Origin of the sequence: Actinoplanes oryzae (assembly GCF_030757795.1) — a bacterium.
In the GTDB taxonomy this organism is placed as follows: domain Bacteria; phylum Actinomycetota; class Actinomycetes; order Mycobacteriales; family Micromonosporaceae; genus Actinoplanes.
On the sequence record NZ_JAUQWH010000168.1, the window covers coordinates 1 to 19537 of the forward strand.

14 protein-coding genes and 1 pseudogene are annotated in these 19537 nt (G+C 72.8%); 10 read left to right on the top strand and 5 right to left on the bottom strand.

Going from position 1 to position 19537, the window contains the following annotated elements:
• Both RBH18_RS35900 and gcvT read right to left on the bottom strand, forming a co-directional pair.
• Positions 1–1217, bottom strand: a pseudogene (locus RBH18_RS35900) (hypothetical protein); the annotation flags it as partial.
• A 44-nt stretch (positions 1218–1261) separates the two neighbouring features.
• Complete coding sequence (gcvT, locus tag RBH18_RS35905) at positions 1262–2356, bottom strand: glycine cleavage system aminomethyltransferase GcvT (protein WP_306214953.1); 1095 nt, start codon at positions 2354–2356, stop codon at positions 1262–1264.
• Positions 2357–2497: 141 nt separating this feature from the next.
• Here gcvT and RBH18_RS35910 point away from each other — a divergent pair, with 141 nt between their 5' ends.
• Entirely contained in the window at positions 2498–4048 is a 1551-nt protein-coding gene (locus tag RBH18_RS35910) for a leucyl aminopeptidase (RefSeq protein WP_306214954.1), read from the top strand.
• A gap of 390 nt (positions 4049–4438) precedes the next feature.
• Here RBH18_RS35910 and RBH18_RS35915 read toward each other — a convergent pair whose 3' ends face one another.
• Entirely contained in the window at positions 4439–4759 is a 321-nt protein-coding gene (locus RBH18_RS35915) for a hypothetical protein (RefSeq protein ID WP_306214955.1), read from the bottom strand.
• A 151-nt stretch (positions 4760–4910) separates the two neighbouring features.
• Between RBH18_RS35915 and lpdA the strand changes: the two genes are divergently transcribed.
• The 7 genes from lpdA to RBH18_RS35950 all read left to right on the top strand — a co-directional run bounded on the left by lpdA (position 4911) and on the right by RBH18_RS35950 (position 14811).
• The gene (gene lpdA, locus RBH18_RS35920) at positions 4911–6326 is read left to right on the top strand and encodes a dihydrolipoyl dehydrogenase (protein ID WP_306214956.1); all 1416 of its coding nucleotides are present in this window, start codon (positions 4911–4913) and stop codon (positions 6324–6326) included.
• Between the two features lie 40 nt (positions 6327–6366).
• Positions 6367–8241, top strand: coding sequence for a 2-oxoglutarate dehydrogenase, E2 component, dihydrolipoamide succinyltransferase (gene sucB, locus RBH18_RS35925; protein WP_306214957.1), 1875 nt, complete (start codon positions 6367–6369; stop codon positions 8239–8241).
• A gap of 438 nt (positions 8242–8679) precedes the next feature.
• Positions 8680–9597, top strand: coding sequence for a TIGR01777 family oxidoreductase (locus RBH18_RS35930; protein WP_306214958.1), 918 nt, complete (start codon positions 8680–8682; stop codon positions 9595–9597).
• A 425-nt stretch (positions 9598–10022) separates the two neighbouring features.
• A complete protein-coding gene (locus tag RBH18_RS35935; RefSeq protein WP_306214959.1) occupies positions 10023–11885 on the top strand; it encodes a glycosyltransferase family protein in 1863 nt (620 codons plus the stop codon).
• A 209-nt stretch (positions 11886–12094) separates the two neighbouring features.
• Positions 12095–13981 carry a DUF2079 domain-containing protein gene (locus tag RBH18_RS35940; RefSeq protein ID WP_306214960.1) on the top strand — a complete coding sequence of 629 codons (1887 nt, stop codon included), beginning with the start codon at positions 12095–12097 and terminating at the stop codon, positions 13979–13981.
• A gap of 39 nt (positions 13982–14020) precedes the next feature.
• The gene (gene lipB / locus RBH18_RS35945) at positions 14021–14650 is read left to right on the top strand and encodes a lipoyl(octanoyl) transferase LipB (RefSeq protein ID WP_306214961.1); all 630 of its coding nucleotides are present in this window, start codon (positions 14021–14023) and stop codon (positions 14648–14650) included.
• Positions 14647–14811 (top strand): peptide ABC transporter substrate-binding protein, encoded by a 165-nt coding sequence (locus tag RBH18_RS35950; RefSeq protein ID WP_306214962.1) that lies wholly within the window; start codon positions 14647–14649, stop codon positions 14809–14811. The genes lipB and RBH18_RS35950 overlap by 4 nt, the downstream gene beginning before the upstream one ends.
• Positions 14812–15050: 239 nt before the next feature.
• Here RBH18_RS35950 and aspS read toward each other — a convergent pair whose 3' ends face one another.
• Positions 15051–16307, bottom strand: a complete 1257-nt coding sequence (gene aspS, locus RBH18_RS35955; protein ID WP_306214963.1) for an aspartate--tRNA(Asn) ligase — start codon at positions 16305–16307, stop codon at positions 15051–15053.
• Positions 16308–16689: 382 nt separating this feature from the next.
• Between aspS and lipA the strand changes: the two genes are divergently transcribed.
• The gene (gene lipA, locus RBH18_RS35960; protein ID WP_306214966.1) at positions 16690–17586 is read left to right on the top strand and encodes a lipoyl synthase; all 897 of its coding nucleotides are present in this window, start codon (positions 16690–16692) and stop codon (positions 17584–17586) included.
• Positions 17587–17871: 285 nt separating this feature from the next.
• Here the strand turns inward: lipA and RBH18_RS35965 are convergent, their stop codons facing one another.
• Positions 17872–18273 carry a hypothetical protein gene (locus tag RBH18_RS35965; protein ID WP_306214964.1) on the bottom strand — a complete coding sequence of 134 codons (402 nt, stop codon included), beginning with the start codon at positions 18271–18273 and terminating at the stop codon, positions 17872–17874.
• A gap of 226 nt (positions 18274–18499) precedes the next feature.
• Here RBH18_RS35965 and RBH18_RS35970 point away from each other — a divergent pair, with 226 nt between their 5' ends.
• The gene (locus RBH18_RS35970) at positions 18500–19192 is read left to right on the top strand and encodes a DUF4191 domain-containing protein (RefSeq protein WP_306214965.1); all 693 of its coding nucleotides are present in this window, start codon (positions 18500–18502) and stop codon (positions 19190–19192) included.
• Positions 19193–19537 lie beyond the last annotated feature (345 nt).

Here is a 19537-nt window from a genome sequence, read left to right on the forward strand (position 1 = left end):
CAGGTCACGGCGGTGCCGGAGCAGACAGCGCCCGGGACCGCCACGCCGCCCTGGTAGGCCTGGGCCGTGTACGACGTGACGGGCGACCCGCCGTCCGCGGGTGCCGACCAGGTGACCGTGGCCTTGCCGACGCCGCCCGTGGCCGTGGGTGCGGCGGGCGCGGCGGGCGCCGACTGCGAGCCGAGCGCGACGACCTGGTTGGTGCCGCTCAGCACGACGTAGAGGGTGCGGCCCGGCCCGAACGCGAGGTCGATCGCGCCCGGGGTGTGCGAGCTCAGGGCGGGCCCCTCGGTCACGGCCCCGCTCCCGTAGTCGCCCGCCACCACCGGCGCCTGGCCGAGGCTCGCCGCGGTGGTGCCGACCCACTGCAGCGAGCCGTAGCCGTTCGCGGTGTAGAGGCCGCCGTCGGTGTCGAAGGCGAGCGCCTCGGCGGAGATCGCGGTCTTCACCCGCTGCACGACCCCGCCGACGATCTTGTAGATGATGCCGATCTCGACGTCGGAGAGGTAGAGGACGCCGGAGGGGTCCACGGCCACCCCGGTCGGCCGGCGGAACGTCGCGGCCACGGCACTCTGCCCGTTCGCCGCATCGCCCCAGGTGCCGTTGCCGGCGACGATCGTCAGCTGCCCGGTGCCCAGGTCGATCGCGCCGACCTGGTGGTTGCCCTCGTCGCCGACGTAGAGCGTGCCGTTCGCCACGGTCAGCTGCCGCGGCTGGGAAAGCTTGCTCGCGGTGGCCGCCCCGTTCGTCATCACGCCCGCGACCCCGGTCCCCGCGAAGACGGAGAGCTGCCCCGCCGCGTCGATCCGGTAAATGGCGGCATTCTGATGATCGGCGACGTACAGGTTGCCGCCGGACCACGCGACGCCACGCAGGTCACCCAGCACGGCACTCGCCGCCGGGCCCGCCGCGGGCAGCCCGGCGCCGCAGGTCGTGCCGGCGATGACGCTGATGGCGCCGGCGGCCGTGATCTTGGCGACCCGGCAGTCCGCGCCGGTCACATAGACGTTGCCGTCCGGATCGGCCGCCACGCCCCGCGGGCCGTTGAGCGGCGACTGCCGGGCCGGACCGGGCACCACCGCGCCCGCGGCGCCCGTGCCGGCCACCACGCGCAGCGTGAACGTGCGCGGCTGGATGTCGGCGAGCGCCGGGGCGGGCAGGGCCGCTCCCACGAGGGCGGCGGCAAGGGCGACGGCGGCGATGCGGCGGACGGGCATGACCGCACGGTAAGCCGATCGAAGCCTGATATTTCAGAAAAATGCTATTTCACGGAGGTCTGCACGAACGGCGGCTTGACGACCCTGGCGGGCAGCCGGCGGCCGCGCACCTCGATCTCGACCTCGTCGCCCTCCTTCAGCGACGCGGCCGTGTCGAGCAGGGCCAGCGCGATGCCGACCTTCTTCGTCGGCGAGAACGTGCCGCTGGTCGTCTCGCCCACCAGCGAGCCGCCGGCGAAGACCTGCATGTGCCCGCGCGGCACCCCGCGACCGGTGAGCTCCAGGCCGCGCAGGGTGCGCCGGGGCCCCGCCGCCTTCTCGGCCAGCAGGGCGTCGCGACCCCAGAACGCCGGCTTGGACCAGCCGACCGCCCATCCCGAGCGGGCCTGGACCGGCGTGATGTCGAGGGAGAGCTCCTGGCCGTGCAGGGGGTAGCCCATCTCCGTACGCAAGGTGTCGCGCGCGCCCAGGCCGCACGGCTGGACGCCCGCGGCAACCAGCGCGTCCCACACCCGGACCGCGTCACCGGCCGGCACGACCAGCTCGTAGCCAACCTCACCCGTGTAACCGGTGCGGCAGACGATCAGGTCGACGCCGTCGAGAACGGCCGGCGAGAACGACATGTAACCGTGCTCGACCGGCAGGCCCAGCGCCTTGACGATCTCCGGTGACCGGGGCCCCTGGACCGCGAGGACGGCGTGATCCCGGTGCTCGTTCGTGATCTGCACAGCGGAAGGCGCCGCCGCCTGCAGCCGGCGCACGACTTCTGCCGTGTTGGCGGCGTTGGGGATGAGGAAGACCTCGCCGGGCCCGATCAGGTAGGCGATGAGGTCGTCCACCACGCCGCCCGAGGCGTCGTCGCAGCACAGCGTGTACTGCGCCTGGCCCGGCTCGATGCGGCCCAGGTCGTTGGTGAGGCAGGCGTTGACGAACTCCGCCGCGCCCGGGCCGGTGACCCGCGCCTTGCCGAGGTGGGAGACGTCGAACACACCGGCGGCCTCGCGAACCGACGCGTGCTCGCGCAGGACGCCGCCGCCCGCGTACTCCAGGGGCATCTCCCAGCCGCCGAAGGCCGCGAACTTGGCTCCCAGAGCGCTGTGGCGCTCGTGCAGGGGGGAACGGAGCAGGTCTGTGGACATGAGTGGCAACTTACCCGTGACCTTGCATGTGGTTAGCATCGGCGGGACACCACCTGCGTCCGGCGCGACCCGTGCCGGACGCACCACGCCACCGGGGCGTCCCACGAGACAGCTCCGGCCCAGTGACCGCGGAGAGCCCGAGTGACCCACCCCGCCCCCACTTTGCGCCTTGCCGACGGCGACCCCGCCGAGCTGACTGTCGACGCCCTCGTCATCGGGCTGCACAGCCAGCCGGAGGAGGCGGGCACGCTGCTGCCCGCGGCCGGCGCCGAGAGCATCGCCGCCGCGTTCGACGGCAAGCTCACCGCCACGCTGGCGCTGCTCGGCGCGACCGGCGCCCCCGGCGAGGTGACCAAGCTCGCCACGCTGGGCACGGTCGCCGCCCCGCTCATCGTCGCCGTCGGCCTGGGCGACGAGCCCTCCGGGTCCGCCCCGGGCACCGAGACCCTGCGCCGCGCGACCGGTGCCGCGGTGCGCGCGCTGGCCGGCAGCGAGTCGGTCGCGCTGGCCCTGCCGGTGCCCGACGACGCCGACGCGCCCGGGGTGCTGCGCGCGATCCTCGAGGGTGCGCTGCTGGGGTCGTACAAGTTCGCGGGTTACAAGACCAAGCCCCAGCCGGCCCGCCGCGACCCGGTGCGCAGCGTCACGGTGACCGTCGCCGACGCCGCCGACGAGGCCGCGCTCGCCGAGGTCACCCGCGCCGAGATCGTGGCCCGGGTCGTGCGCCTCAGCCGCGACTGGGTCAACACCGTGCCCAACGAGCTGCGCCCGCCGTCGTTCGCCGACGCCGTGTCCGCCGCGGCCGAGGGCACCGGCCTGGAGGTCGAGGTCCTCGACTTCGACGCGCTCAAGGCCGGGGGCTACGGCGGCATCGTCGCGGTCGGCCAGGGCTCCGAGGCGCCGCCCCGGCTGGTCAAGCTCAGCTACACGCCCGCCGGCGTCGCCAACCCGAAGCGGGTCGCGCTGGTCGGCAAGGGCATCACCTTCGACACCGGCGGCCTGAGCATCAAGCCGACCGCCGGCATGTGGGAGATGAAGTCCGACATGGCCGGCGCCGCCGCCGTGGGCGCCGCGATGCTCGCCGTCGCCGCGCTCAAGCCCGGCGTGGCCGTCAGCGGCTACCTGGCCATGGCCGAGAACATGCCGTCCGGCACCGCCTACCGCCCCGGCGACGTCATCACCATGTACAACGGCAAGCGCGTCGAGGTCCTCAACACCGACGCCGAGGGCCGCATGGTGCTGGCCGACGCCATCGCGCGCGCCTGCGAGGACGGCACCGACTACATCTTCGAGACCTCGACGCTCACCGGCGGCCAGGTCGTCGCGCTCGGCAAGCGCATCGCCGGCGTCATGGGCACCCCGGAGACCATCGAGCGCGTCAAGGTCGCCGGCGACAGCGTGGGCGAGCCCGCGTGGCCGATGCCGCTGCCCGAGGACGTGCGCAAGGGCATGGAGTCGGACATCGCCGACATCAGCCAGGTCAACTCGTCCATGGACCGCGCCGGGCACATGCTGCAGGGCGGCGTCTTCCTGCGCGAGTTCGTGGCCGAGGGCGTGCAGTGGGCGCACATCGACGTCGCGGGCCCGGCCTACCACACCGGCGAGCCGACCGGTTACTGGTCGAAGGGCGGCACGGGCGTGCCGGTGCGCACCTTCCTCGCGCTCATCGAGGACATCGAGCAGAACGGCTGAGTGCCCGCTTGCTCATCGCGGCACCGTCCGGCTTTCCGGGCGGTGCCGCTTCTTTGGCAAATACGCGTGCCGGGGCGCGCCGCAAATCCCGGGGCGGCCGTGGTGTGCAGCGCCGGGCGCTGCCGTCCCGGCCCGCGTACGCTGCCGCCGCCCGGGTCGGTGGTTGCGCTCCTCCAGCGACTCTTTGTGCCGCGAACGGGCCCCGCCGCCGCCGCCGACCCAGCACACTGATCAGGCGGGCCGGCTCATCCGACGGCGCCTCGCGGCACCCCGCGGCGTCGCGCTCAGGCGGGCCGACTCATCCGACGGCGCCTCGCGGCACCCCGCGGCGTCGCGCTCAGGCGGGACGGCTCATCCGACGGCGCCTCGCGGCACCCGGCGGCGGCGCGCTCAGGCGGGGCGGCGCTTCTGGCGGGCGTTGAAGTCGCGCATGCGCTGGGGGTAGCCCATGAGCCGGATGTCGTAGACCGGCATCGCCAGCTCGTGGGCGAAGCGGCGGGCCGCGTCGGGCGACCCGATGCGGCGGCGGGTCCACTCGCCGTCGTGGGCGATGAGGAGGATGGTGGTCTCGGTCACCGTGGTCTCGGGCTCGATGAAGGCCTCGACGCCCCGGCGCGAGCGCACGAACTCCGCCAGGTGCTCGAGGTCGGCGCGATCGACCGTGCGGCCGCCCGGGCGGGACGGCTGCCTGCGCCGCCGGAACCAGGCCACGGGCAACTCCTTCGTTCTGTCCGCGGAAGCGGGGTCGGCTGCCGCAAGGGTACGTCCCACCACCCGTGTCGTGGGGCACCTGACTGCACTGAGCGCATCCTCAAGTGACAAGATGGCCAGGACAGCTGTGACCGTTTCCATCATGTGACCCATGAGGCAACGACGCGATCTGGGAGTAGACGTGAGCCAGCCTGGCGGAACCTTCGACATCGTGATCCTCGGCGCCGGCAGTGGCGGCTACGCGGCCGCCCTGCGCGCGGCCGAGCTGGGTCTGAACGTGGCGCTGATCGACAAGGCGGAGCTGGGCGGCACCTGCCTGCACCGCGGGTGCATCCCGACGAAGGCGCTGCTGCACGCCGCGGAGCTGGCCGACCAGACCCGCGAGAGCGAGCAGTTCGGCGTCAAGGCGGACCTGGTCGGCATCGACATGGCCGGGGTCAACGCCTACAAGGACGGCGTGGTCGGCCGCCTCTACAAGGGCCTGCAGGGCCTGCTCAAGCAGGACAAGATCACCGTGGTGCAGGGCGCCGGCAAGCTCGTGTCGCAGGACACGGTCGAGGTGGACGGTCAGCGCTACACCGGCCGCAACGTCATCCTGGCGACCGGCTCCTACTCGCGGACGCTGCCGGGCCTCGAGGTCGACGGCACCCGCGTGATCACCAGCGAGCACGCGCTCAAGCTGGACCGGGTGCCGAGCTCGGCGATCGTGCTGGGCGGCGGCGTCATCGGCGTCGAGTTCGCCAGCGTGTGGAAGTCGTTCGGCGCCGACGTGACGATCCTGGAGGCGCTGCCCCGGCTCGTGGCCGCCGAGGACGAGGAGATCTCGAAGGCGGTCGAGCGCGCGTTCCGCAAGCGGAAGATCAACTTCAAGGTCGGCAAGCCGTTCGAGAAGGTCGAGCACACCGAGAACGGCGTGCGGGCCACGATCGCCGGCGGCGAGACCGTCGAGGCCGAGATCCTGCTCGTCGCGGTGGGCCGCGGCCCGACGACGGCCAACCTGGGCTACGAGGAGCAGGGCGTCACGATCGACCGCGGCTTCGTCATCACCGACGAGCGGCTGCGCACCGGCGTCGGCAACATCTACGCGGTCGGCGACATCGTCCCCGGCCTGCAGCTGGCCCACCGTGGTTTCGCGCAGGGCATCTTCGTCGCCGAGGAGATCGCGGGCCTCAACCCGGCCGTGATCGACGAGGCCGGCATCCCGCGCGTGACCTACTCCGACCCCGAGGTCGCCTCGGTCGGCATCACCGAGGCCAAGGCCAAGGAGAAGTTCGGCGCGGACAACGTCGAGACCTACAACTACAACCTGGGCGGCAACGGCAAGAGCCAGATCCTCAAGACCCAGGGCTTCGTCAAGCTCGTCCGGGAGAAGGACGGCCCGGTCGTCGGCGTGCACATGGTCGGCGCGCGGATGGGCGAGCTCGTCGGCGAGGCGCAGCTGATCTACAACTGGGAGGCCTTCCCGGCGGAGGTCGCCCAGCTGGTCCACGCCCACCCGACGCAGAACGAGGCGCTCGGCGAGGCCTTCCTGGCGCTCGCGGGCAAGCCCCTGCACGCCCACAGCTGATCGAGAACACGCTTACAAGCGGTTAAGGAGTTCGAAGAAAATGCCGACATCGGTCACCATGCCGCGGCTGGGCGAGAGCGTCACCGAGGGCACCGTCACCCGCTGGCTCAAGCAGGAGGGCGAGCGGGTCGAGGCGGACGAGCCGCTGCTCGAGGTCTCCACCGACAAGGTGGACACCGAGATCCCCTCGCCCGCCACGGGCATCCTCTCGCGCATCGTCGTCGGTGAGGACGAGACTGCCGATGTCGGCAGCGAGCTCGCCGTCATCGCGGGCGACGGCGAGGACGCGGGCAGCTCCGCGCCGGCGCCCGCCCAGCAGCAGGCCGCCGAGCCCGAGCAGCAGCCCGACCCGGAGCCCGCCGCGCTGAACACCCCGTCGGTGGACAAGCCGGTCGAGGAGGAGGCCCCGGCCCCCCAGACCGGCGCGCCCACCGGCGGCGGCGAGGGCACCGCGGTGAAGATGCCCGCGCTGGGCGAGAGCGTCACCGAGGGCACCGTCACCCGCTGGCTCAAGCAGGTCGGCGAGACGGTCGAGGTCGACGAGCCGCTGCTCGAGGTCTCCACCGACAAGGTCGACACCGAGATCCCGTCGCCGGTCGCCGGCACGGTCCTGGAGATCAAGGTCCAGGAGGACGAGACCGCGGACGTCGGCGCGGAGCTCGCGATCATCGGCGCGGCCGGTGCGGCGCCCGCGGCGGCCCCGGCCCCGCAGCAGCCGGCCCCGCAGGCCGAGGCCCCGAAGCAGGCGGAGGCCCCCAAGCCCGCGCCGCAGCAGGCGCCCAAGCCGACCATCGAGTCGAAGCCGGCCCCGTCCTTCGAGGCCGGCAGCTCCTACGCGGACCCGGCCCCCGAGGCCGAGACCGCCAAGGACCCGGCGGCCGCCCAGGCCCACGCCGAGCCCGCCCCGGCGCAGGCCGCGGCCCCGTCGGCCGAGACCGTGCGCAGCAACGGCGCCGGCGACACCGGCTACGTGACGCCGCTGGTGCGCAAGCTCGCCGCCGAGAAGGGCGTCGACCTGGCGTCGATCACCGGCACCGGCGTCGGCGGCCGCATCCGCAAGCAGGACGTCATCGAGGCGGCCGACAAGGCCGCGGCGGCCAAGGCGGCCGCCGCCGCTCCGGCCCCGGCGGCTCAGCAGGCCCCGGCCGCCGCCCCGGCCAAGGCCACGCCCAAGCCCGAGGCGAGCCCGCTGCGCGGCCGCACGGAGAAGCTCACCCGCACCCGGGCCACCATCGCCCGGCGCATGGTCGAGTCGCTGCAGATCTCCGCGCAGCTCACCACGGTCGTCGAGGTCGACGTCACGAAGATCGCCGCGCTGCGCAACAAGGCCAAGGCGGACTTCCTGGCGAAGAACGGCGTCAAGCTGTCCTTCCTGCCGTTCTTCGCGCTGGCCGCCGTCGAGGCGCTGCGCCAGCACCCGGTCGTCAACTCGTCGATCGACCAGGAGGCCGGCACGGTCACCTACCACGACGCCGAGCACCTCGGCATGGCGGTGGACACGCCCAAGGGCCTGATCGTCCCGGTCATCAAGGACGCCGGCGACCTCAACCTGGCCGGCCTGGCCCGGCGCATCGCGGACGTCGCGGAGCGCACCCGCAGCAACAAGATCAGCCCGGACGAGATCTCGGGCGGCACGTTCACGCTGACCAACACGGGCAGTCGCGGCGCGCTCTTCGACACCCCGATCATCAACCAGCCGCAGGTCGGCATCCTCGGCACCGGCGCCGTCGTCAAGCGCGCCGTGGTCGTCGACGACCCCAACCTGGGCGAGCTGATCGTCCCGCGCTCGATGGTCTACCTGGCCCTCAGCTACGACCACCGGATCGTGGACGGCGCCGACGCCGCCCGCTTCCTGGTGACCGTCAAGGACCGCCTCGAGGCCGGCCACTTCGAGGGCGACCTCGGATTGAGTTGATGGCTGAGTATATGGCCTCGCTGAGTTGATGGCCTCGCCTTCGGCTCGGCGGGGATCCCGCCCCTGACAGCCGAGGACTTGGGCGCCCGGGAGCGGCGAAGAAAACCGCTTCACCGCTCCCGGGCGCCCAAGTCCTCGACGGGCGGGATCCGACGTGGGACCGGGGCTGGCGCCCCTGGGTTGGTGGGGATGTGAAAGAGCCGTCCGCCCTTTGGCGGGGGTGACGTGCCGCTGATGTCTCGGCGGGCGTGATGTTTCGCTCGCCCTCGGCGGGCGTGATGTTTCGCTCGCCCTCGGTGGGCGTGATGTGCCGGTCGCGTCTTGGTGGGCGTGATGTGCGGTCGCCTTTCGGCGGGGGTGAAGTGCTGCTCGTCTCTCTGTGGGGGGCGGGCGGCACTTTGCTTTTACGGGTCGGGGTTCTCGGGAAGAATGATGTTCATGCGGATTCTTCTGGCGGGCGGCAGCGGGTTCTTGGGCACGCGCCTCACCGAGCGGCTGCGCGCGAACGGTCACGACGTCGTCCGGCTGGTCCGGCGGGCCGCCGTGGGCGACGACGAGGCGACCTGGCAGCCGTCGGCCGGGCAGCTCGACCCGGCGCTGCTCGTGGCCGCGGACGCCGTGATCAATCTGGCCGGCGCCGGGGTGGGCGACAAGCGGTGGACGGCGGGCTACAAGAGTCTCATCCGCAGCAGCCGGGTCGACAGCGCCGGGACGATCGCGAGCGGCATCCGCAAGCTGCCCGCCGAGGACCGGCCGCGGGTGCTGCTGCAGTCGTCCGCCGTCGGGTGGTACGGGGACACCGGCGACCGGGAGGTCACCGAGGAGGCGCCGGCCGGCACGGGCTTCCTGTCGGACGTGTGCCGGGTCTGGGAGGCTGCCGCCCGGCCCGCCGAGGACGCGGGCGTGAGGGTGGCGCTGCTGCGCACCGGGCTGCCGCTGGACGCCGAGGGCGGGCTGCTGAAACCGCAGATGCCGCTCTTCCGCCTGGGCGGGGGCGCCAAGCTCGGCGGCGGCGGTCAGTGGGTGCCGTGGATCGCGCTGTCCGACTGGCTGGACGCCACCGAGTTCCTGCTCGCCCGCGACGACCTCTCCGGCCCGGTCAACCTGGTCGGCCCGGAGCCGGTGACCAATGCCACCTTCACCAAGGTGCTCGGCAAGGTTCTGCACCGCCCGGCGCTGCTCCAGGTCCCTGGGTTCGCGCTGCACGTGGCGCTGGGCGAGTTCGCCGGCGAGGCGCTGCGCAGCCAACGGGTGCTGCCCGGGGTACTGTCCCGAGCCGGGTTCACCTTCGCCCACCCGACCCTCGAGCCGGCCCTGCGCGCGGCCGTGGGCCAGCCCGCCCACGCCACCACCTGACCAGCCGAGCGGGCGACACGCGAGCCGGCCGCCGCCACCACCCGAGCGACACCGCACGACCCGGCCGCCCCCCGAGCTGCACCGGACGACCCCGCCGCCACCCGAGCGATGCCGCACGAGTTGGCCACGGCCACCACGCGACAAGCAGGGTGGGCGGCGGACGAGCCGGGCGGGCGCCGGACGAGCCGGTCCCGGCATCAGCTGGCGAGTCGGGCGGGCGGCGGACGAGCCGGGTCCCGGCATCAGCTGACGAGCCAGGCGGGCGCCGGGCGAGCCGGGTCCCGGCATCAGCTGACGGGTCGGGCGGGCGAGCCGGTCAGCGCCATCATCGGACGGGTTGAGCGGGCGCCGGGCGGGCCGGCCCACGCCACCACTTGACGGGCACAATTCCCAGGCCGCCCCGGTTTCTTGCTAACGTCCGGCTCGTGTCCGTCGTCGAAGCCGCTCCCCCCGAGCCCGCCGACCCGCCGGCGGTCCCGTCCGGCCGTGGCGAGCGCCTCCGTGCCTGGCGCCCGCACCTGATCGTCGCGCTGATCGCGCTCGCCCTGGCGGCGTACGTGATCAGTGGGCTCTGGCGCGACCCGCACGGCCGGGTCCTCACGGAGAACAAGGGCGACCAGGCGTTCTTCGAGTGGCTGCTGGGCTACGGCGTGTACACGCTCAGCCACGGCGCGGACCCGTTCTACACGTGGATGATGAACGCTCCCCAGGGCGTCAACCTGGCCGCGAACACGTCGATCACCGTCTACACGACGCTGTTCTCGCCGCTGACGTTCCTGGCGGGCCCGCAGGTCAGCTTCGCGACGATCCTGACGCTCAACCTCGCCGGGTCGGCCTTCGCCTGGTACCTGTTCCTGCGCCGCTGGCTGGTCGGCAAGGTCGTGCCGGCGGCTCTCGGCGGGCTGTTCATCGGCTTCGCGCCCGGCTTCGTCTCGCACGCCAACGGCCATCTCAACTGGACGGCCGGCTGGATCGCGCCGGTGGTGCTGTGGTGGGTGCTCCGGCTGCGCGAGCCGCGGCGCTGGCTGCGGCACGGGGCGATCCTCGGCGTACTCCTCGCGATCGGCTTCTCCATCGCCGCCGAGGGACTCTTCTTCGTGGCGCTGGCCAGCGGGGTCTTCGTCGTGGTCTGGTCGCTGCTGCCGGCCACGCGCGGCGAGGCACGCGAGGCCGTGGGCACGGTCCTGGCCGGTCTCGGCGTCGCCGCCGCCGTGGCGGGCGCGCTGCTCGCCTATCCGCTCTACATGCACTTCGGCGGGCCCCGGACCTTCACGGGGACGGGCTTCAACCAGTATCACTACGCCGAGGACGTGGCGGCCTGGTTCGGCTATCCGACCCGCTCGGTGGCCGCGTGGCTGGGCCTCGGCAGCGACCTCGCGCCGAACCCCACCGAGGAGACGTCCTACCTGGGCGTACCCCTGATGGTCCTGATGGTCGTGGGCCTCGTCACGCTGTGGCGGGCCGCGGCACCGGGCCGGCGCGCCACCCTGACCGCGGTGGCGGCCGTGGGCCTGGTCTTCTTCGTGCTCTCGCTCGGCCCCGGGCTCAAGGCGGGCGGGCAGCTGACCACCGTCAAGCTTCCGTACGCGGCCCTGATGCACCTGCCGCTCTTCGACTCGGCTCTCCCGGCGCGCTTCGCCCTCGTGGTGGCCGCCGTCGCGGGCATCGTGCTGGCGCTGCTCGCCGACAAGCTCCTCACCGAGCCGCTGCCGTCGGTGGGCGAGCACACGGTGTGGGCGTGCGCGTTCGCCGTGGCGCTCGTGCCCCTGGTCCCGCTGCCGATCACGACCGTCGAGCGCACGCCGGAGCCGGCCTTCATCGCCGGCGGCCTGTGGAAGAAGTACGTGAGCGACGGCGGCGTCATGACCGCCCTGCCGATCGCGACCACGGACACCGCGGACGGGCAGCGCTGGCAGGCGTACACGATGGCCCGCGGCGGCGCCCAGTTCCGCATCCCCGGCGGCTACTTCCTCGGCCCGGGCGGCCCCGACGGCACCGGCCGGATCGGCGCGGAGTGGCGACAGACCGACTGGACGTTCTTCCAGGCCGCGTTCTACGGGATGGTGAAGTCCGCCGACGACTTCGACCGGGAGCAGGCGCGGGCGGACTTCGCGTACTGGGGGGTCGAAGCGGTCTTCCTGCCCGATGAGATCCAGGGCTCGCACACGATGCTCTTCCGCTCCGCGGTGGAGTCCACGGCCCGCTCGCTGCTCGGCCCGCCGGAGCGGGTCGGTGGCGTGCTGCTGTGGCGGATCCGGCCGGGGATCGACCCGGTCACCGCCGAATAGCGCATCGGCGGATCCGACCGGGCGCCACCGACCAGCGCGGCGGATCGGGCCGGGGATCGATTGGTCGCCGCCGGACAGCGCATCGGCGGATCCGGCCGGGATCGACCGGGCGCCGGCGTGTAGCGCATCGAGCGGGATGCCCGGCGAAAACCGTCTGAACGACGGGATGCAGGACTGTGGCTGTCACACGACACTGCTAACTTCTGCGCGTGGCCGTAGCTCTCACCACCCCCGACGTCGCCGCCGGACCGTCCGCATCGCCCGAGCCGCCCGCCCGGCGCCGCGGCGCCTGGCTCCGCGATGTGCTCGCGGCCCTGGTCTGCCTGGGCATGGGTTACTGGATCACGTCCGGCATCTGGGCCGACCCGGCCCGGCGCGCGGTGAGCTACAACCCCGGTGACCATGCGTTCTTCGAGTGGCTGCTCGGCTATGGCGTGCAGATCGCGGAGCACGGGCTCGACCCGTTCCACACGACGCTGCTCAACGCGCCGGACGGCGTCAACCTCGCCGCGAACACCTCCATCACCGTGTACGCCCTGCTCTTCGCCCCACTGACCGCGCTGGCCGGCCCCTCGGTTGCCTACGTGACGATCCTCACGCTCAACCTCTCCGGCTCGGCCTTCCTCTGGTACCTCTTCCTGCGCCGCTGGCTCGTCGCCCACCGCGGCGCGGCGCTGATCGGCGCGCTGTTCTGCGGGTTCGCCCCGGGCTGGATCGCGCACGCCAACGGCCATCTCAACTGGACCGCCGGCTGGCTGGTCCCGGCGATCCTGTGGACGGTCTTCCGGCTCCGCACCTCGCGGCGCTGGTGGCTCGACGGGATTGTCCTCGGCCTGCTCATGGCCGCCGGCTTCTCGATCGCGGCCGAGATGCTCTTCTCGATCGCCCTCGCCACCACCGTCTTCCTCCTGGTCTGGGCGAGCTCGCGCGCCACCTTCCGGGAGGCGATGCGGGCGGCGCCCCGGGCCCTCGCCGCCGCCGGCATCGCGGCCGTGCTCGCGGGCGCCCTGCTCGCCTATCCGCTGTACATGCACTTCACCGGGCCGGGCTCCTTCCAGGGCACCGGCTTCAACCAGCGCAAGTACGTCGAGGACGCGGCGGGCTATCTGGTCTATCCCTATCGCACGCTGGCCGGCGCCCTGGGCTTCGGACGCGGCGACCTGGCCTCCAACCAGACCGAGGGCGCCTCCTTCTTCGGTGCGCCGCTGCTGCTGCTCGTCCTCGCCGGCACGGTGCTGCTGTGGCGCCGCGCCCCGCGCCCCCGCAAGGCCGTGCTGCGGGCGACCACGATCGTCGGCGTCCTGTTCCTGCTGCTGTCGCTCGGCCCCCGGCTGAACTGGTTCGGCAAGGAGTATCCGGACGTCCCGCTGCTCTACGCCCCGCTGGCGCACTGGCCGATCTTCGACGCCGCGCTGCCGGCCCGGTTCGCCCTCGCGGTCGTGTGCGTCTTCGGCGTACTCCTGGCCCTGCTCGCCGACCGCCTGCTGGCCGCGCCCCGCAAGCCGCTGCGCACGGTCGCGTGGACGGTGGCCTTCGCCGTGGCGCTGGTCCCGATCGTCCCGACCCCGGTCCTGACCATGGGCCGCTCGGCGGAGCCGAGGTTCATCGCCGACGGCACCTGGCGGGACTACGTGGCCGACGGGCAGGTGATGACCTCGCTGCCGTTCGGCAACGCCGTCGCGGCGGACGCCCAGCGCTGGCAGGCCTACACGATGGCCCGCGGCGGCGCGCAGTTCGGCATCCCCGACGGCTACTTCCTCGGCCCGGGCGGCCCGGACGGCACCGGCCGGGTGGGCGCGGTCCCCCGCCGCACCGACCGGCTGTTCCTGCGGTCGGCGACCACCAACTATGCCCCGAAGATGGACAACGGCGACCGGGCGCAGGTGCGCGCGGACCTGACGTACTGGGGGGTGCACGCGATCTTCATCCCCGAGGAGATCACCGGCAAGGACGGCCCGCTCTTCCGGCAGGCGCTGGTCAAGACGATGACGGAACTCTTCGGCCCCGGCCGCCAGGTCTCGGACGTGCTGCTGTGGCAGATTCGCCCGGGCATCGACCCCGTCTCCGTGCCGGGGGACGGCGGCGACAACGGGTGACGAACCGGCCGCGTCCGCTCCCGGGTCTAGGCTGATGGCGTGAGCACCTCCACGTTGCAAGTCCTCCGTCCCGGCCTGGTCGACTACCGCGAGGCCTGGGAGGAGCAGAAGCGCCTGCACGACGCCGTCGTCGCGGGCGAGCAGCCCGACACGATCCTGCTGCTCGAGCACCCGAGCGTCTTCACCGCCGGCAAGCGCACCGAGCCCGCGGACCGCCCGTTCGACGGCACCCCGGTCGTCGACGTGGACCGCGGCGGCAAGATCACCTGGCACGGCCCGGGGCAGCTCGTCGGCTACCCGATCGTCAAGCTGGCCGACCCGATCGACGTGGTCGCGTACGTGCGGCGCATCGAGCAGCTCCTCATCGACGTCTGCGCCGAGTTCGGCGTGCCGGCCGAGCGGGTCGAGGGCCGCAGCGGCGCCTGGGTCCGCGCCGACGACCGCGGCCCCGACCGCAAGGTGGCCGCCATCGGCATCCGGGTCGCCCGCGGCGTCACCCAGCACGGCTTCGCCATCAACTGCGACTGCGACCTCGACAACTTCGGCCGCTTCGTCCCCTGCGGCATCCGCGACGCCGGCGTCACGTCGCTCTCGCAGGAGCTGGGCCGCCCGGTCACCGTCGCCGACGTCCTCCCCGTCGTCGAGAAGCACCTCCCGACGCTGCTGTGAAGCTCTACAACAACCCCCGCGACAAGCGCGTCTTCGTCCCCAAGGACGGCGGCGGCGTCTCCCTCAACTTCGGCCACCCGGTGGCCTGGTGGATCTTCCTCTGCATGACGGTGATTCCCCTGGTCGTCGTCGCGGTGGTGACGATCGCCGTCCTCGCCTGAGGAGGGAGCCGCTCCTGGCCCGCGCGGCCTCCGCCGTGCCGGTGAGCGGCGGTGTCGTCGTCGCGGAGTCGACGGGCCTGCGGCAGCTCGGCGGGATGGCGACACGTGAGGTGATCGCGGCGAACGACGAGCCGCTGCGGCACCTGGCGATGGTGGCCCAGTTCGACGACGGCTGGGGCGCCGCCGACACGAACCGGGCCACCCTGGCGCCCTTCCCGCCGAACCGTCGTGCGTCCGTGTTACGGGGTCACGCGGTGCAGGTCGCGCGGGAAGGCGGTGACCTCGCGGACGTTCGCCGCCCCGAGCAGGCGGGCGACGAAACGCTCGAGGCCGATGGCGAAGCCGCCGTGCGGGGGCATGCCGTACTTGAAGCCGTCCAGGTAGCCCGCGATCTGCTCCGGGGCCGGCGCCACGGCGAGGTAGTCCTCGTACCGGTGCAGGCGCTGGCCGCCGGTGACCAGTTCGAGGCCGCGGAAGAGCAGGTCGAAGCTGTTGCTCCAGCGCGGGTCCGACGGCTGCGGGTGCGTGTAGAACGGGCGCTTCGCCATCGGGTAGCCGGTCACGAACACGAAGTCCGATCCGTGCTCGCGGCGGGCCCACTCCCCCAGGGCGCGCTCGTGGGCCGGCGCCAGGTCCGGCTCGTCCTCGGGGGCGCCGGCGATGCGCAGGGCCTCGCTGAAGTGCAGGGCCGGGATCTCGGACGGCACTGCCGGGACCGCGATCCCCGTACGTTCGGCGACCGTCGCCGTCATCCCCGCCACCACCGTGGTCAGGACCGCCATCACGTCGCGGTGGTCGGTGACGAAGCCCAGCTCGGCGTCGAGCGACGTGTACTGGGCGAGGTGGCGGGCGGTGTCGTGCGGTTCGGCGCGGAAGACCGGCCCGACCTCGTAGACGCGTTCGAAGACGCCGACCATCAGCTGCTTGTAGAACTGCGGTGACTGCGCCAGGTACGCCGGGCGGCCGAAATAGTCGAGCGTGAACACGGTGGCGCCGGACTCGGTGGCCGTACCCACGATCTTGGGGGTGTGAATCTCGACGAAGCGCTGGGCCTCCAGCGTCGCGCGGAACCCGGCGGACGCGGCGGCTGCCACGCGCAGTGCCGCCGTCCGGGTCGGGTGACGCAGGGCCAGGGCGGCGTGGTCCAGCTGGGTGGCGAGACCCGCGCCGAGTGCCGGGCGATGCAGTTCGAACGGCAACGGTACGGGCGGAGCACTGCTGATCGCCCGTACGGACGGAGTGGTCAGCTCGACCCCCGCCGGAGCCGCCGCGTTCGCGGTGACCTGGGCCGTCACCTCGACGACGGTCTCCTCGGGCAGCTGCTCGAGCCGGGCGCGGGTGGCCGGGTCGGTGACCACCACCTGGCTGAGCCCGGTGGCGTCGCGGACGATCAGGAAGGCGACCGATTTGAGCAGCCGGCGGCGATGCACCCAGCCGGCGACGGTGACGGTGGTGCCCACGTGGGCGGGCAGCTCGGTGGAGAGGATGCGTTGCATGACGGGTGACCTCCTCGGGGATCTGCAACGCGGCCCCAGGGAGGTGTGGGCGAGCGGGAACCTCGCGGTGCCACCACACCTTCGCGCCCGCGCGGGCGCCTCTTTGTCGTGCGCGGCTCGGGAGTGTCTTCGCGCCCCGGCGCCGGGCCACCTTCACAGCGGGCGGTGGCTCTCTCGGCCGGCGGGTTCGGGGCGTTACTCGGTTCCGTCAATGCCGTGATCAGGAAGTTAACAGCGGGGTGCGTGGGGTGGCACGCGATTTTCCGGGTTCGCGTGACCGCCCTCACAGATCTGGATACGTGAGCCTCGTCGCCCCTGCTCCGCTTGATCTTGCTTCCGGCGTAACCTCGGGGTTGTGACTATTGCTCCCGAGGGCCGCCGCATGCTGCGCATCGAGGCGCGCAACGCCGAGACTCCCATCGAGCGCAAGCCGCCGTGGATCAAGGTCAAGGCGAAGATGGGCCCGGAGTACACGCAGATGCGCGGGCTCGTCCAGAAGGAGGGCCTCCACACGGTCTGCCAGGAGGCCGGCTGTCCCAACATCTACGAGTGCTGGGAAGACCGCGAGGCCACCTTCCTCATCGGCGGCGACCAGTGCACCCGGCGCTGCGACTTCTGCCAGATCGACACCGGCAAGCCGGCCGAGTTCGACGCCGACGAGCCCCGCCGCGTGGGCGAGTCGGTCGCCACGATGGGCCTGCGCTACGCGACCGTCACCGGCGTCGCCCGCGACGACCTGCCCGACGGCGGCGCCTGGCTCTACGCCGAGACGGTCCGCCAGATCCACAAGCTCCAGCCGGGCTGCGGCGTCGAGCTGCTGATCCCCGACTTCAACGCCGACCCCACGCAGCTCGCCGAGGTCTTCGGCGCGGCCCCCGAGGTGCTGGCGCACAACGTCGAGACGGTCCCGCGCATCTTCAAGCGCATCCGCCCCGGCTTCCGCTACGAGCGCTCGCTCGACGTGATCACCCAGGCCCGCGCGGCCGGGCTGGTCACCAAGAGCAACCTCATCCTCGGCATGGGCGAGGAGCGCGCGGAGATCAGCCAGGCCCTGCGCGACCTGCACGAGGCGGGCTGCGAGCTGATCACCATCACGCAGTACCTGCGGCCCACGCCGCGGCACCACCCGGTGGAGCGCTGGGTGAAGCCGGAGGAGTTCGTGGAGCTGAGCGCGGAGGCCGAGGAGATCGGGTTCGCGGGCGTGATGTCCGGGCCGCTGGTCCGCTCGTCCTACCGGGCCGGGCGGCTCTACCAGCAGGCGCTCGCCGCACGGGGCTGAGCTGGCGCTGCTGTTGTCCGCGGGTCCGGGTGCTGCCTGGGCCCGCGTTCTGCTTCCCCCCTTTTTGCTCCGCCGACGAGCGGGCTCAGCGATGCTGGCTCTCCGGCGGCTCAGCCGTGCTGCTTTGCTGGCAGCTCGGCCGTGCTGCTTTGCCAGCCGCTCAGCCGCGCTGCTTTGCCGGCGGTTCAGCCGTGCTGCTTTGCCGGCGGATCGGCCGTGCTGCTTTGCCGGCGGATCGGCCGTGCTGCTTTGCCGGCGGATCGGCCGTGCTGCTTTGCCGGCGGATCAGCGATGCTCGCGGACCTTTCTGACCGGCCAGCCGGCGACGGTGGCGACGTCGTCGTCCGGGGTCGAGGGCGCGAAGACCCACTCCTCGATCGCCCGGCCCAGCGACACCGGCAGCCCCGGCGCGGCCGGATCGGCGCCCGGATCCTCCGCGTACAGGTCGTCGGCGTGATAGGCGCCGGCGAGCGCCGCGCGCAGCCCCGCCGGGCCGTCGTCGCCGCGGGCGACCAGGGCGCCGGTCAGCCAGTCGCGCAGCTCCCAGCCGGTGGCCGACGTGCGGCTGTCCTGCACCACGCGCCGGCCGGACCGGGCGAGCTCCTGCGCGCGGAGGAGCCGCGCCTGCTCGGCCACGAACGGCGCCTCCAGCAGGGACCGGACGTACTGCCTGACGAGGTCGTTCATCGGCCCGGCCGTTCTCTAGAACCCTTGATAGCTAGGTAATCTAGCTACCTTGCCGGAGCGGGACAAGGCCGGTCTTCCGCCCTGCGCGGACAAGCGGGCCCCGTCAGCACCGTCGCACGACCCGGCCAGCACCCGGTTTCACCGCGCTGACCTGCGGAAATACGGCCGGCGTCCGGCAAGGTCCCTGCTCAGCCTGCGCGACGCGCCGACCCTTACACTTTCGGGTATGGCAAAGCCCCAGGAGAAGGTGTCGTTCGGTGAGCGCCTGAAGCAGATCGGCCAGGTGTTCACGTTCACGGCGCGGCAGGACAGGTGGTTCGTTCCGCTGGTGATCGCGGCGGTGCTGATCCCGGTCGCGCTGACGGTCACCTTCGTGCTGCTCGGCTGGGGCTGGGTCTGGATCCCGGTCGGCTTCATGGTCACGCTGCTGGCCGTGCTGATCGTGCTCAACCTGCGCTCCAACGCGGCCATGATGAACGCCGCCGAGGGCCAGCCGGGCGCCGCCGCCTCGATCATGGAGAACCTGCGCGGCGACTGGCGCGTGCGCCCCGCGGCGAGCTCCACCACCCAGTTCGACATGGTGCACATCGTCATCGGCCGCCCGGGCGTCATCCTGCTCGGCGAGGGCCAGTCCCAGCGCGTCCGCGGCCTCATGGGCCAGGAGAAGCGCCGCCTGTCCAAGGTGATCGGCAACGCCCCGATGTACGACTACGTGATCGGCCAGGAGGAGGGTGAGCTCTCCATCCGCAAGCTGCGCACGACCATGCTCAAGCTCCCGCGCAACCTCACGGGCAAGGACGTCAACGCGCTCGACAAGCGCCTCGCCGCCCTGATGGCCCGCCCGCAGATGCCGAAGGGCGCCATCCCCAAGAACATGCGCCCCTCCAAGGGCGCCTTCCGCCAGCAGCGCCCGCGCTGACGTGCGCGGCCGCGGCGTGCAGCCGCGGCTCGCTCCGGCCCGCTGATCCCCGTACGCGTGGGGTCGGCGGGCTTTTCGCTGCCCTCGGACGTGGCCAGTCTCCGAACGCGGCCGCCCTTGCGGTGTCCGCTCCTGATCGTGGCCACCGGGGCGGAGCAGTTGTCCACAGCCGCGGGTTGCGCAACCGCGACTCAGGCGGCGCAACTCAGCCGGTGCGATTCGAGCGGCGGGGCCGAGCCGCAACTCAGGCACGCACGCGGAGCGGCGGCGCGGGCGGAGCGGCGGCGCGGCGGCGCGGGCGGAGCGGCGGCGCGGGCGGAGCGGCGGCGCGGCGGCCGCCAGCGC